Below are 13,898 nucleotides of genomic sequence, written 5' to 3' on the forward strand. Positions count from 1 at the left end.
AGCCGATAAAGGTGCGATGACCCTGTTTTACAGGTAGGGTTGTCAATAAATTGACAGTTGCGAGGTACCCATGGCAATCAACAAGGTCAACCAGGGCCAGACGGCCGACATTCAATCTGCCCGGCTTAAGCAGGCAGAAGGGCAAACCAAGGCCCAGCAGGCACAGAGCCAGCAAACCACGGCGCCGCAAACCACAGCCAAACTGGCTCAGGACGCGGTTTCCATTACTCCTCAGGCTGCTGGCCTGGACAAGATGCAAAAGAACATGAGCTCGGAAGCCCCCTTCGACAAGGACAAAGTGGACAGCCTGAAAAAAGCCATCGCGGCGGGCCAGTACAAAGTCGACCCTGACAAATTGGCAGACAAATTGCTTGATTTCGAGGACACCCTCTTCGGAAATTAAGGCAACCGCCATGACCCACGCAACTGGTCAAGCGCATCCCGAGGAGACTCTGGATGCGCTTTTGCTTTTTCAGGACAAACAGCTCAAGGCCATGATCGCCCTATTGGCCGAAGAAAAATCCCTACTGATGGGCCGGGACCACCACACCCTGGCTCGGGTATCGGACGATAAGGCCGAACTGGCCATGCGCCTGCAACATATCGACCAGCGCATTGCCGGCCACCCCGACCGCGACCAGCCCAATTGGCTCGACCCGCTGCGCGCCCTCAAAGGGCTGGCCCGCCAGTGCAGCGACGCCAACGCCGTTAACGGCCGCATTATCGAGTCGCTCCAGCAGCGCCAGACCGAGCAAAGCGAGCTGTTGCTACGCGCCCTCGGCCGCTCCAACCGCACCTACAACAACAAGGGTGTGACCCATTCCCGCACCCGCCTGCTGGGCGATATCCAGGCCTGAAAAAGCCCGCCGAAGCGGGCTTTTTTAATAACCGCGGATAACCCTAGGCCTGGGCCCTTTGGGGCCGGTGGCGATGGTGGTAGCAAGCATCTCGCTGCCCTGTCCATCAAGGCTGGCCATGCGGGCAGTGTCGAGACGAAGCTCGGTGACATAACGCCCGTCAAGCTGGTAGCTTCGCAGCACCTCAGCGCCTTTCACTACCCCTTGCACCCGCACCTGGCTGTAGTCTTCCACCAGCTTGCCTTGCTTGAGATCGGCAAAGCCAGAGAGCTTGACGCCATACAGCTGCTCGGCAAGCTCTTGGTAGGCTTGCAGCTTGGACGCCTGCATGGCTTGGCGCTCCCGCTCATGGGCAGTGCTGCCGGGCTGCTCGCTGATAATGGCGATACCCACGCCCTTGAGCACCACAGCGTCACGGCCATGCACGCTGGCGCAGGCGCTCAGCAGCAGGCTGAGTAGTAACAGGCTGGTGATTCGCATCATTGCATCTCCTGAATAGGTCCGGCGCGGCGCTCAAGGTAGCCGTCACGGCTGGTCACGGCGCGCTGCAATTCGCTGTTGGCCCCCAGGGCCTTGGCCGGCAAAAAGCCCTCGGCGCTGGCCACCACCAGCTTGGACTTGATGCCGATAATCCGCACATTGACGTTCACCCCTTCAGGGGAGGTCTCATAAGTGCCGGCCAGTACGAAATCCACCGGCAGTTTGGCCCGGAGTTTGTCGGCATCGCGGCTAAAGATAAAGTCGCCGCTCTGGGTGATGTTCACCGCCCCTTGGCTTTTCAAATCCACCAGGGTGTAGCCCGCCTGGTGCAGGTGGCTGGTAAAACTCTCGGCCATGGCTTGGCCGAGCGCCGTACCCTTGGTAAGGGCATGGCTGTCCACCAGAGTCGCCACCACCATGGGGGTTTTGTAATCCACATAACGGGCGTTTTGCACCAGTTTGTCGGTCAGCTGCCCGACAAAGGTATCCAGAGGCGCATGGGCCGCTTGCTCTGGCGCCGGCGTTTTTGCTCCCGCCAGCACGCTGAAAAATACCAAGGCCAACAGGCCAGATCTCAACATGGCTGTATTCCTCAAGACCAGTGTTTGGCGTATCGGCGGGTAAGCCATATTCTTTACCCTTCTTTTTGGAACGGCTTTTGCAGAAATCTTGCCAAGTTCACCGGAATTTGACACCCATGAAGCTGCCGATACTGCTTTTCGCCTTGCTGACACTGCCCGCCGAGGCCGCCTGGTACCAGGTGACAGGCTATGCCAGCCTAAGTAGCGACGACCCCAAAGCCCAGGCGACAGACGACGCCCTGGCTCAGGCCCGCTTTTATGCTGGCGTGCGCCCAGAGGCCGAGAGCGACGATCCGGTGCGGCAAATCCAGCAATACGGCGAGAAAGAACAAGACGGCCAGCTGGCCCTGACCTTATTGGTGGAGCTGGACGACAACGGCCAATACCAGTGCCAGGGTACCCAGCCGGTTAGCCTGCACCGGCTCAGTTGGGCCAGCCCTGACCAGGCCATCACCGGCCTGGTGGGCGATCCGGGGCAAGGAATTGCCGCCGAGATGGCAAGGTTGCTGCGCGAGCGCCACGGCGCCCTGATGCCAGTGCAAGGCATTGGCGCCACCCTGGATCAAAGCCAGGGCCGCAATACCGACGATCTGCAACAGGTTGCCGAGGAGCAAGGCGCCCGTTATCTGGTGGGGGGAAGGCTACTGCGCATGACCGACAAGCTGCAAAGCTCGCCCTGGTACCTGCCCTGGCAGGATGACCACCATCAGCTTTCCATGGCCGTGGATACTTGGCTTATCGATAGCTTCTCCGGCAAACGCCTGTTTGAGCGCCGCTACATTGCCCATGGCGTGTTGCCCACCGGCACCCTCCTTGACACCCAAGAGCCCAATTTTTGGTTAAGTCCTTTTGGCCAGCACTTGCAGCGCCAGCTCCAGCAATGGGCACTGGATGTGGAAAGCGCCCTGCCCTGCCAAACCAGCCAGTGGCCGGTATTGGCGGTGAGCGACGAGGGGGTGTTGATTGATACCGGCAGCCAAGGCGGCATCCACAGTGATGACCATTTCACGGTGCTGCAAAAACGGACCCTGACCACCAGCCAGGGCGAGCGGCGCCAGGTGCTGGTGCCATCCAGCCAAAAACTCAGCGTGGCCTGGCAGTCGGCCACCCAGACCCTACTGGCCAGCAAAGGCACCCCAAGCACGCTGCAGGCCGGTGATTTTGTTGTAAAAACCCCTGATTGAGCAGGATTTGGGCAGATAAAAGCCGGCGCCTTTTCATCGCCGGCTATCTGGGTATAATCGACTGGCCTTTTGGGTCCCCATAGCTCAACAGGATAGAGCACCCGCCTCCTAAGCGGGCGATCCAGGTTCGAGTCCTGGTGGGGACGCCATCAAACAATAAGCCTCGCTAATGCGGGGCTTTTTGTTTTCGCCCTCCCTCATACGGACTGCTAGGCCTAAGCAAAGCGGCGGCCGCTTCGGGGGGCCGAACCGCGCTCGGCTTATTCCCCCTTCGCCCTGGTGGGGACGCCATCAAACATCAAGCCTCGCTAACGCGGGGCTTGATGTTTTCGCCTTCCCTCATACGGACTGCCAGGCCGATCCATGGCGGCGGCCGCTTCGGGGGCCGAGCAGCGCTCGGCTTATTCCCCCTTCGCCCTGGTGAGGACGCCATCAAACATCAAGCCTCGCTAACGCGGGGCTTTTTGTTTTCGCCTTCCCTCATACGGGCTGCCAGGCCTATGCAATGCGGCGGCCGCTTCGGGGGACCGAGCAGCGCCAAACTCTTACAAATACGCGGCAGGCTACCCCCTACCTTGTAGCTCGGCTATTATGGCGGCCTTTGAGGCGAAGGATATTCCCATGCAAATCACCGACAACAAGGTAGTGCAGTTCCACTACCAGCTTAAAGACGAGACCGGCAAAGAGCTGGAGAACAGCAACGGCCAGGAGCCGCTGGCTTACCTGCACGGCCACAACAACATGATCCCGGGCCTGGAAAAGGCCATGGAAGGCAAAGCCAAGGGCGAGACCTTTACCGTGACCCTGGCCCCGGAAGATGCCTACGGCGAGCGCCGTGACGGCCTGACCCAGCGGGTACCCATCAAACACCTGCAAGGCGCCAAGAAATGGGCTCCCGGCATGGTGGCGGTGGTTAACACTGACCAAGGCCAGCGCCAGGTGCTGGTAGTCAAGGCTGGCCGCTTTATGGCCGATGTGGATCTCAACCATCCCCTGGCCGGCAAAACCCTGACCTTTGATATCGAAATTCTCGATATCCGCGACGCCAGCGACGACGAAGTGGCCCACGGCCATGCCCACGGCGTTGGTGGCCACCAGCACTGATAGCGCCAGGGCCGTGTCGCAAGCCAAGCCGGTTCTGCTAACATGGCCCTCACAGCCCCTGACATAGGACCATCACCATGCCTCTTCTCGACAGCTTTACCGTCGACCATACCCGCATGAAAGCCCCGGCAGTGCGGGTGGCCAAAACCATGAAAACCCCCGGTGGCGACACCATCACCGTCTTTGATCTGCGCTTTTGCCTGCCTAACCAAGAGATCCTCTCTGAAAAGGGCATCCATACCTTAGAGCACCTCTTTGCCGGCTTTATGCGTGACCACCTCAACGGCGACAAAGTGGAGATCATCGACATCTCCCCCATGGGTTGCCGTACCGGTTTTTACATGAGCCTGATTGGCAGCCCCAGCGAGCAGCAAGTGGCTGACGCCTGGCTGGCAGCCATGGGTGATGTGGAGCATGTGGAAGATCAATCCAAGATCCCCGAGCTCAACCTCTACCAGTGCGGCACTGCGGCCATGCACTCCCTGGCAGAAGCCCAAGCCATCGCCAAGAACGTGAAAAGCCGCGGCGTGACCGTCAACCTTAATAACGACCTGGCCCTGGACGAAGACTTCCTCAAAAGCCATTCCTAAGGCGCCAAGGACAAAAAAGCCCGCTTGAAGCGGGCTTTTTTATTAGCGATTTTCCAGCCGGTTGTAGTCCAGCAGCCCCTTCTCGATGGGGTGGCGCTCGATATTGAGGCGGTTGAGCTTGTCGCTGAACGCCCAAAAGCCGGGGTCGGTGCGCCGCACCCCAAAGCCATCGAGCAGCGCCCGGTAGCTGGCTTGGTCGTCCACCGCTTCGGCCTGGGCCACCAGCGCCGGCAACTGGGCTTCTTTGACATGCCAGAAGGCGCCGGGGTAACTGCCGAGAATGCCGTGCACCAGGGTTACATCGTCGTTGACGTAATCGCGGTTTGCCTTTTCATCAAAGAGGCTCGAGATATTGGTGTGGGCGCTATTGCGCACCAGAGTAAAAAGCTCGCTCTCGCTGCCATCGTCCGGGTCGACCATGATGAAGGTCAGCTCCGGGAAGATGTGCACGTAAGGGCCTTTAAGGCCATCGAGTTGTCGCAGCAGCGCTTTGGAGCTGTCTTTAAGCTTGGCCGCGTCAATGCGGTAACGGGGCGATTGCACCGGCGCTTCTCGCTTTTCGAGCATGGCATAAAGCTCGGCCTTGGGGTCGTCGGTAATGTAGGTGACCCCACTTGGCTGCTTGAAGGGGTTGATATCCCCTTCCAAAAAGCGGGTCAGGTTTTCACCAGCGCCCCGGTACCAGGACCTAAATTCGCGGTGGCGCGTTACCGGCGGCAGCAGCGCCAGGAAGTTGGACTCCCCTTCCATCCGCAAAAAGTCCATGTACAGGCGGGTCAAGAGCTGGTGCCCGTAGTTGCCGTAGACATCAAAACCCGCCACCAGCAGGTAATGAATGCGCTCCAACAGCGCGTAATCAATCACCCAAGTGGTTTTCGGCGGCCGGCCCACCAGGCCTTTGACCACGGTGGCACTGTCAAAGTGGCGAAGGATGGTCAGGGTAGCGTTGGGGTTGGTGCCGCCGCCGTCCCAGATACCGTTGAGGTTGAGGTGGCGGCCGTCCTTGAAGGCATGGTTCATAAAGTCGATACGGGCCCGCACGTAATTGCCCTGGCGCTTGGCATAGCCCAGCCAGTTGGAGGCAATGGTGGTGCTTTCCTTCTCGGCCGGCATGCGCAGATTGGCCAATTGGCTGTGATAAAACGCGGTTACGTCCGGGGCATCGGCCAAAGACGGGTCCACAAACAGCACCCAGAAGCGGTCGTTAATCACGTCCAGCGCCACCTGGCCGCGGCACACCGGGCCTTTGATAAAGCCCATGATGGTGTTTTCAACGTTATCGAGCATAAAGCGATAACGGGCGCCCACCGGCAACTGCTCAAAGGCGTTGAGGGGGTTGGCCGCCACTTCGGGCTCGTAACCCGGCCAGCGGCTGACCTGGTAATCAGGCTGGTAAAAAAGCGCCTGCCAGCGGGCCATCACCTTGGGGCTAAGGGCATAAGGCATATGGGTTTTATCGACGATGGTGGAGCGCACCGGCACCAGCCGGTAATAGACAGTCTTCACCCCCGGGTCGTCAAAGGGGCGGCGGGTGGGAATGATGTCCACCGGCTGGCCGGGGGGCGTGGTCGAACGCACCAGGTCAAAAAAGCGCGGCGCCTGGCCGGCGTGGCTTTGCTCGGTAAAGTAGAGGTGCGAAACAAAAAGGTGCTCGTAGATATAGCGGTTAACCAGCCGCTCTTTGAGGCTGGTGCCGTTTAAAAAGCGCTCCCAGCGAGCGACCCTTTCTTCGGTGTCTTCGTTCAGGGCAGGCAGCGGCGCCATCTCGGCCCCTTGGTCTACCCAGGTCATCAAGGTTTGGTGCTCGGCCGGGGTCAGGCCCGGCATGGCATAGGGCATACCCCACAGCGGCTTGTTCTGCTCAAAGTCGGGCATTTCCTCGATGGTGGGGCAAACCTGGGCCCTGTCGAGGCTCAAGTCAAAGCTGTCATCGAGGATTTTTTGGTCAGGCAGCGGATGGGTCTGCTTGAGCAGCAGCATCCGAGCCAGCACGCTGGCCTGGGTGTTGGCAAGGGAGGTTTGGTCCCGCTCGTTCAGCACCGGGTAAAACCCCTTTTGGCGCCACTGCTGGGTATCTTTGGCATCGATAAAGAGCCGGCTAACATTGGCAGCCAGAAGACGGGTGCCCTGGTAGACCTTCTCTTTGCTGGCGCCCCGGTCAATGCCCTCGGGGGAGGAGAGCTTGAGCTGGCAAGGTGCGTCGTAGCAGGCGTGGCACACCACGCAGCGCTCTTCCAAAATAGGCTTGACTTCGGTCAGGTAAAAATCGGCCTCTTGTGAGATTGGCGGTGCCACCCGCTGGCGCACTTCGGGTTTACCGTAGCGGTCATTGAGGGTGAGCTTGGCCACCAGCGCACAGCCGGAGACAAACGCCAGCAGCGCACACAGCAGCAGCCAACGTTTGGTAAGCAGCGTCTTTAACATCTCTATCCTTGGCTTAACCTGTTTTGGCCCATTATAAAGAACTGCGCCGCCAAACTGGCGGCGCAGAGCATAAAGACAGTGTTACAAAAATGATGGCAAGAGGTTTGCCTTAGAACACCACCCGGTAGTAGATGCCGAAGTGGTCACCGTCGCCGGAAAGGCCGGTGCCAAGGTCAACCCCGTTCACTTTGTCCACGTCGTAGTCAATCCACTCGTAGCGCAGGCTCACCCAGTTGTGGTGGGTGATTTGGTAGTCGTACTGGATGATGGCGCCGACGGCGTCGTCAAAATCCACCCGCACATGAGTGTTTTCTTCGCTGGTGGTGCCGTCGCCGTTGTCCACGGTGTCGGTCACGTCCAATTTACCCCGCACACCCAGGTGCCAGGCGGCACCCACCGAAAACTTGTGACGCCCGTAGCGGTAATAGGGCAGCAGCTCGACGGTGTAGCGCTCAAAGTCCACTTTGCCATTGGTGCCGTCGGCGAAGTTGAAGTGGTAACCGAGGTTAAGGGCGGTACCGAAGTTCTCCCCTTCCCACAGGGCACCCACCCCGATATGAAAGCGGTTACCCATGCGAAAATGCTCGCGGGTATCGTCGGTGTAATTGATGGTGATGAAGTTGTCACCGCCTTGGGTGTAGCCACCGAACAGGGTAAAAGCCAACCCGTCGCTTTGGCCGAGGGTCGGGTCGGAATTGTCGATATAGGGGTTGTCCTGGGCAAAAGTCGGCAGGCTCAAAACGGCCGCCAATAGCAAGCAAGGTTTCATTGATCCCTCCATGGGAAGTCTGCGTTATGATGAACAGACTCTAGCTCAGTTAAGCCTTTATGCACGCTCGGGAACTGTCCAGCCACCGCTATCGCAACGGCCTTACCCTCACCCTGCTGGGATTACTGCTTCTTATCCTTGGCCCCACACTGCTCGCCTTCGGCTGGTTTGGTCCGGGCATGGTATTACTGCTGACCATGCCGGTACTGCTGATCTTGGGGATAGGGAAACTCACCGAGCCCAAAGTCAGCCTGTCACTGAACCACAACAGCCTTAGCCTGCACCACCGACGTGGCGGCTGGAGTCTGCGCTGGCAGGATATACAAAGAATCGACCAGTTGGCTATAGGCAGCGGCTTTGAACGCATGGAACTACCCTATATCGGCTTTCGCCTCAAGGCCCCCGAGGTGCTTCTCGACACCATCAATACCCGCCTGGCGGTGGGGCTGCTAACCGAGCAGCGCAATGTGCTTGTCCTGGCGCTGCGCGCCCAAAGCCCCAACCCGCAGGCAGACGATCTCTTTGAAGCCAGCTATTACCGCAGCCCCACCGGCAAGGAATACCGGGGCGTGCTAGGCATGCTTGGCCAGCGCATGAAGCGGTTTCGCGAACTCACCGGCTTTGACATCATCATTGCCGAGGAGCTGGCCGGGGAAGAAGGGATGTGGCTGCTGAAAAAGTACTGGGCCAAGGCCCAGTACCCTCAAGAAGACTGACTCCGGCGGCAAAGCCACAGCGCCGCCACCATGCAGGCGCTGCCAAGGGCAAGCCTTGGCCAGTCCGCCTGGCCATTCCAGATAAAGACGTTCACCAAAATTCCGGCCGGAATAAGCATGTTGTTCATCACCGCCAGCTGCTGGGCACTGACCCGGGTTGAGCCGTAGCTCCAGCCCAGGTACCCAAGCCCCGACGCCACCACGCCCAGCCACAGCAATACCCCCTGCTGAAGGTGTGTTGCCGGCCATTTTTGCCAATCGGCCAGTGCCAGCATCGCTGCCAGGGTCACCACCAGGGCGCCGAGGAAAAACCAGGCAAAGCGGGCTCTGTGGGTGAGCGGCGAGTGCTGGCTTTGGTGGCGATACCAGACCTGGCCAAAGGCAAAGCAGGCATTGGCGGCCTGAATAAGGGCAAAGCCGTGCCAGTACTGCTCGCTCAAATCGGTCCAGCGAATAACCGCCGCACCGGCCACTGCCAATAAGGCCGGCGCCCAGAACTGGCGAGGCCAGCGCCGGGCAAAAAGGTCGGCAAAAAGGCTCACGTAAAGCGGCGTGAAAATGGTGAACAGCAGCAGCTCGGCAACGCTCAGGTACTGATAACTCTTATATAAAAAGAGATACATGATGCCGATTTCCACCGCGCCGGTGGCCATCAGCGTCAGCGCCTGGCGCCAGGGCAGTGGCCGCCAGAACGGCAAAAAGATAAGGAGCGCCAGCGCCATTCTCGAGGCCACCGCGATGTAGGCATCCACTTGCCCGGCGAGATACACGCCGATGAGCGAAAACGAAAAGGCCCACAGTACTGTGATAAGCCACAGCAATCCCATCAGCCGCGCACCGAGGCGTAGAGCCACACCGGCATGCCAAAATAATCAGCCTGCTCGCCACGGCGCATGCCGATTTTCTCGGCGACCCGAATAGAGCCGATGTTGTCGGGATGAATAAGGGCCAGGATATGGTCAAGGCCCAGCTCGTTGTGGCCGTGGGCCAGCACCACCTTGGCCGCTTCGCTGATAAGCCCCTGGCCCCAGTAGGCAGGCAGGATGCGATAGCCAATCTCCGGCAGTGAAAACTCCGGCAGATATTTGATGCCGCAAAAGCCAATCACCTCGCCACTGGCCTTGTGCTCTACCGCCAGGCGGCCGTAACCGTATTTTTCATAGTCCGCCAGTGGCGCGGCGCGCATGGCCTGCTCGGCCTCGGCAAGATTGGTAATGGCCTTGTCGCCACCGGTAAAGCGCAGAATCTGCGGATCGGTGTTCATGGCCAAAAAGGCGGGCACATCGTCCAGAGTGAAGCGGCGCAGAATAAGTCGTTCGGTCTCTAACATGGTGATGACCTTGGTATTTTAAAAAAACGCAGCATACCAAAGCCGCGCCCTGAGCTATAAAAAGAAAAGCGACAAAAAATTGACGAGTCTGCCCATGGATCTGTCCCGGTTTTCCATCAATAGCGAAGCGCTGATTGTCTTTTCCCTGCTGATGCTGGTGGGGTATCTGCTGGTCAAACAGCTGTTTTGTGTGTTCAGCCTGCAGTTTAAAAAAGGCAAGGTGAGAGTCACCAAGGGCAGCGTGCCCCCCGACTTCCTGGCGGCCTGCCAGCGCATTGCCAATAAAACCAACATCAAAGGCTCGGTGTTTGCCTATAAAACCCGCCTGGGGTTGCAGCTGTCGTTCTCGGCCAACTTCCCGCCGCTCATGAAAGACAAAGTGCTGTCGGCCTTTCCCCACGAGCGGCTGGACCGCAGCTTTTTCCGCCGCCACCCCAAAAAGGGCGAGCTGCCCGATAAAGACCAGCCCTGAACCCTTACCGGTGGAGCAATAAAAAAGGAGGCTTTCGCCTCCTTTTTTATTTTGCCTTTTAGGCTTATTTGCAGAGATCGCCGCTGATGGCAGAAGCCTTGCCAGCGCCTTTGCCGATAAAGCCAAACTCCACGCTTTGGCCCGGCTCGATGCTGTGGTTCCAGCTCAAGTCGCTGCCGGTGTAGGGGCCGGCGCCTTTGACGTCTGCACTCCAGCTGTGGCTGATGGTGCTGCCGTCAAGGAAGGACCAAGCCACTTGCCAGCCGAAGATGGGCGCCGCTGACGTGTTGGTGATGCGCACCTTGCCCTGGAAGCCGCCCGGCCAGCTGTTATCCAACTGGTACTCGCACTGGGCGCTCGGCAGGGGCTGGGTGTCGTCGCCATCGTCTTGGTCGTCCGCGGCTTGGCAGATATCACCGGTGACGGCGGTGGCATGGCCATCGCCCTGGGCGGTAAAGCCCACTTCCACGGTTTGGTTAGGCGCGATGGTGCTATTCCAGCTCAGGTTCTTGGCGTTATAGGGGCCTTCGCCTGTGAGCGCAGCGCCCCAGGCACCACCTACATGGCTGCCGTCGGTGTAACCCCAGTTCACATCCCAGCCCTTGATGGGCTTATCGGAGGTGTTGGTGATACGGATAGCGCCCTGGAAGCCGCCGGTCCAGCGGTTAACCACTTTGTGCTCGCAAAGGGCGGGGCCGCTGTGCTCTTGGGCGCCCCAGTCCAGCTCAACCACCACCGGGTCGTGGTCGGAAGAACTGAACGGCCCTTGGGATTTCACCAGGCTACCGGTGTACTGGGTTTCGTAGGTAAAGAGGTTGCTCTCGGCGGAGTTGATGTTCCAATCGGCAACCGCCACCACTTTTTTGGCCAAGTCTTTGGTAGCCAGGGCCTGGTCAAGGCGGCCAATGGCGCCGTCGTACTGGTAGGAATAGGCCTTGGGCTCGGTGAGGTTCACCAGGCCATAACCTTGGCTAATAACACGGGCCGGGCCTTCCAGCAGGGGCGCCTCGGTGGTGTCGCCCAGATAGGTGTCGTGGGCGGTTTTCAGCTCACGGTTAAGGGCCGGGATCTCGGTCAGTACCAGTAAGGGATCTTCGCTGCCGTAGGCGTTGAAGTCACCCAACAGCAGCGTCGGGGTTTTGGTGGCGAGGATATGGTCAGCCAGGCGCGAGACTTCGGTGTTGCGAAGCTCGTTACAGCTGCCCTGCCCGTCTACCACTTTACCTTCTTCGTCCTCGGCGCAGCTTGAGCCTTTGGAGCGCAGGTGGTTGATGGCGACGCGGAAGGCTTTACCCACCGCCTTGCCTTTGGCATTTACCCGCTTGAAGGTTTGCAGCAGGCTGGGGCGGCCACCGTGGTGGATGTCTTCAACCCCGTCGGTGACGGTGATCTGATTGGGCATCTCCAGGATATCCAGAGCCCCTTGCGCCGCTACCTTGGCCGGGCGGTACAAAATGGCCGAGGTGATGGCGTCAGAGCCGATGCTGCCGCCTGCTTGTGGGCTGACAAAAGCGTATTGCTTGTCGCTTGGCAGCTCGGCGTTAAGGGCATCAACCAGGTTACGAATGGCCGAGTTCTCGCCAAAGCCGTTGTTTTCCACCTCGATAAGGCCCAGCACATCGGCATCGATGGCGGTCAAGGCGCTCACGATCTTAGTGCGCTGCAGGGCAAAGGCATCGGCGGTTTCGGCGCCGCGGTTAACCCCCAACGGGTTGGCATCGCCGCCCACCGCTTCGTTAAAGAAGTTGAGCACGTTAAAGCTCGCCACCCGCAGCGAGCCGGTCTCGGCTACCACAGGGGCCGCAGTACGGTCTTGCAGGTGCACGAAATCGGCGGCGCTGAGGCTGGCATCAGTGCCGGCTACCAGGCGGTAGTTGCTGTAGGAATAGGCTACAACCCCGGTCAGGTTCTCAACCCGGTCACCCACGCGGATATAGCCCTGCTCGGCGTCCAGCCCAGGGAAGTAAGGCACCACGCCATCGGCCGGCTTGCTGTCGGTGTCGATATAAAGGGTGCGCTCGGCGTTGCTCTTGGCCAGGGCCACAGCGTCGTCGCTCAGCGCCGGGTAGAGCTGGGTCGGGGTGTAGAGCGGGCCGCCGTAGGCCAGCACCATGTTGTTGCGAGAAGAATCGTAGTCGTAGCTGAAGGGGCGGGTTACCTGCATGTCGCTGCTGGCAGTCAGGCGCACCTTCATGCCTTCCACCCGCTCCAGGGAGCCGGGGATGTCTTTGGGGTCAATCACCAAATCAACGGGCTCAACCTGGGCCAAGTCCAGCGGGCTCTGGGCCATGTTGTCCATGACGATTTCGGTAAAGCCGTAGTACTCCTGCACCAGGCCTTCAACGCACACGGCCTGGCCCGGCTGAATGCTGCTGTCAGGCGCAGAGCCGGTGTAAACGAAGATACCGTCAGAGGTGGCCGGGTCGCCGTCACCGGCGCCGTCTTGCAGGAAGAAACCTTTAAGCAGGCCGCGCATCACCTGGGTTACCCGGCCTTGGGTAACCACTTTGTCGGTGCTGTAGTAGCTGCCGTCTGGCACCAGCGGCGAGCTAAAGCCGCTGCCCTGGATGCTGGGAATGGTTTGGTAATCGCTGGGGCAAACCCAAGCCTCGGGAGGCGTGCCGTCACCATCGTCGCCGTCACTACCGCAATCGCTCAGGCCGCTACAACCGAGGCCCGCAAAGCTGTCTTTGGCAAAGGCTTGCCACTGGTCAAAGTCAAAAGTGGTGCTGGGGCTGCTGCCGGGAATGCGGCGCAGGGTCATGTCCTTGGTGGACTTGCCGTCCTGGGTGTATTCAGAACCCGGGTCAACACCGATGATGCCGATAAGGTCCAGCACCTGGCCGTCACGCTCCAGGGCCACGGCATCGTCGCCATTGAAGTTGACCGAGCCGGAGCGGATGTCGGCCTGGATGCTGTCATCGGCGCTGGTATGGGCCAGCACCAGGCTGGCACCGGCGGCCAGGGTGCCGGACAGCGCGATGTGGGTAGTAGTGGTGCTGGCGCCGTTGAAGTAAACCGCCACGTCGGCGCCGTCGAGGTTCTCGACGCTGTCACCGGTGTTGGTGATCTCCAGGGCCTTGTTGTAGCTGCTGCCTTCCACGTATTCGGTGATCAGCAGATCAGCCATGGCGCCATGGCTGCAAAGCGCCATGGCCACCACGAGTGAAGATTTCTTAAGCATGTTTGTTGTCCTGTTTATAGTGTTGTTCCGTGCGCAGCCATTATCACAATGAAACCTTTTATTAACAGAGCACCCCCTCAATAAGGTGCTGATAGCAAGCTTGTTTTGCTAAAAAGATCGCTTTTTGAAAAGGCTGACACGGCTTTTTAACAGAACACTGTGACAGCGGCGCGACAGCCCTGTGGTTTGTGACCAGGGCCCGGCCTG

14 protein-coding genes and 1 tRNA gene are annotated in these 13,898 nt (G+C 59.5%); 8 read left to right on the forward strand and 7 right to left on the reverse strand.

Translation table 11 applies throughout. The annotated features are described in order from the left end of the window. Positions 1–70: 70 nt before the first annotated feature. The gene (gene flgM / locus AC22G1_RS13060; protein WP_050660579.1) at positions 71–403 is read left to right on the forward strand and encodes a flagellar biosynthesis anti-sigma factor FlgM; all 333 of its coding nucleotides are present in this window, start codon (positions 71–73) and stop codon (positions 401–403) included. A 10-nt stretch (positions 404–413) separates the two neighbouring features. Next, entirely contained in the window at positions 414–857 is a 444-nt protein-coding gene (locus tag AC22G1_RS13065) for a flagellar protein FlgN (RefSeq protein ID WP_487313766.1), read from the forward strand. A 24-nt stretch (positions 858–881) separates the two neighbouring features. Here the strand turns inward: AC22G1_RS13065 and AC22G1_RS13070 are convergent, their stop codons facing one another. Next, entirely contained in the window at positions 882–1,340 is a 459-nt protein-coding gene (locus AC22G1_RS13070; protein ID WP_487313767.1) for a hypothetical protein, read from the reverse strand. After that, complete coding sequence (locus AC22G1_RS13075) at positions 1,337–1,918, reverse strand: FlgO family outer membrane protein (protein ID WP_487313768.1); 582 nt, start codon at positions 1,916–1,918, stop codon at positions 1,337–1,339. Before AC22G1_RS13075 ends, AC22G1_RS13070 begins: the two co-directional genes overlap by 4 nt. A gap of 116 nt (positions 1,919–2,034) precedes the next feature. Here AC22G1_RS13075 and AC22G1_RS13080 point away from each other — a divergent pair, with 116 nt between their 5' ends. The 4 genes from AC22G1_RS13080 (at position 2,035) to luxS (ending at position 4,796) form a co-directional block, all read left to right on the forward strand. Beyond that, positions 2,035–3,102 carry a flagella assembly protein FlgT middle domain-containing protein gene (locus AC22G1_RS13080; protein ID WP_487313769.1) on the forward strand — a complete coding sequence of 356 codons (1,068 nt, stop codon included), beginning with the start codon at positions 2,035–2,037 and terminating at the stop codon, positions 3,100–3,102. A 73-nt stretch (positions 3,103–3,175) separates the two neighbouring features. Beyond that, positions 3,176–3,251, forward strand: a tRNA-Arg gene (locus tag AC22G1_RS13085). 472 nt (positions 3,252–3,723) lie between these two features. Continuing rightward, the gene (locus AC22G1_RS13090) at positions 3,724–4,206 is read left to right on the forward strand and encodes an FKBP-type peptidyl-prolyl cis-trans isomerase (RefSeq protein ID WP_487313770.1); all 483 of its coding nucleotides are present in this window, start codon (positions 3,724–3,726) and stop codon (positions 4,204–4,206) included. A gap of 77 nt (positions 4,207–4,283) precedes the next feature. Next, positions 4,284–4,796, forward strand: a complete 513-nt coding sequence (gene luxS, locus AC22G1_RS13095; RefSeq protein WP_487313771.1) for an S-ribosylhomocysteine lyase — start codon at positions 4,284–4,286, stop codon at positions 4,794–4,796. Positions 4,797–4,838: 42 nt separating this feature from the next. On the opposite strand, the gene AC22G1_RS13100 is transcribed toward luxS, so the two are convergent. Both AC22G1_RS13100 and AC22G1_RS13105 read right to left on the reverse strand, forming a co-directional pair. Then, the gene (locus tag AC22G1_RS13100) at positions 4,839–7,220 is read right to left on the reverse strand and encodes a fatty acid cis/trans isomerase (RefSeq protein WP_487313772.1); all 2,382 of its coding nucleotides are present in this window, start codon (positions 7,218–7,220) and stop codon (positions 4,839–4,841) included. A 109-nt stretch (positions 7,221–7,329) separates the two neighbouring features. Continuing rightward, entirely contained in the window at positions 7,330–7,989 is a 660-nt protein-coding gene (locus AC22G1_RS13105) for a hypothetical protein (protein WP_487313773.1), read from the reverse strand. Between the two features lie 59 nt (positions 7,990–8,048). Between AC22G1_RS13105 and AC22G1_RS13110 the strand changes: the two genes are divergently transcribed. Then, the gene (locus AC22G1_RS13110; RefSeq protein WP_487313774.1) at positions 8,049–8,705 is read left to right on the forward strand and encodes a DUF2982 domain-containing protein; all 657 of its coding nucleotides are present in this window, start codon (positions 8,049–8,051) and stop codon (positions 8,703–8,705) included. Here the strand turns inward: AC22G1_RS13110 and AC22G1_RS13115 are convergent. Both AC22G1_RS13115 and AC22G1_RS13120 read right to left on the reverse strand, forming a co-directional pair. After that, on the reverse strand, positions 8,693–9,559 hold the full coding sequence (locus tag AC22G1_RS13115; protein WP_487313775.1) for an EamA family transporter: 867 nt from the start codon (positions 9,557–9,559) through the stop codon (positions 8,693–8,695). The genes AC22G1_RS13110 and AC22G1_RS13115 overlap by 13 nt on opposite strands. Beyond that, positions 9,532–10,035 carry a GNAT family N-acetyltransferase gene (locus AC22G1_RS13120; RefSeq protein WP_487313776.1) on the reverse strand — a complete coding sequence of 168 codons (504 nt, stop codon included), beginning with the start codon at positions 10,033–10,035 and terminating at the stop codon, positions 9,532–9,534. Before AC22G1_RS13120 ends, AC22G1_RS13115 begins: the two co-directional genes overlap by 28 nt. A gap of 94 nt (positions 10,036–10,129) precedes the next feature. Here AC22G1_RS13120 and AC22G1_RS13125 point away from each other — a divergent pair, with 94 nt between their 5' ends. Then, positions 10,130–10,507, forward strand: a complete 378-nt coding sequence (locus AC22G1_RS13125) for a DUF3634 family protein (RefSeq protein ID WP_487313777.1) — start codon at positions 10,130–10,132, stop codon at positions 10,505–10,507. Positions 10,508–10,571: 64 nt separating this feature from the next. Here the strand turns inward: AC22G1_RS13125 and AC22G1_RS13130 are convergent, their stop codons facing one another. Further along, positions 10,572–13,691, reverse strand: coding sequence for an ExeM/NucH family extracellular endonuclease (locus AC22G1_RS13130; RefSeq protein WP_487313778.1), 3,120 nt, complete (start codon positions 13,689–13,691; stop codon positions 10,572–10,574). Positions 13,692–13,898 lie beyond the last annotated feature (207 nt).

The organism is Gallaecimonas zhanjiangensis, assembly GCF_057624825.1.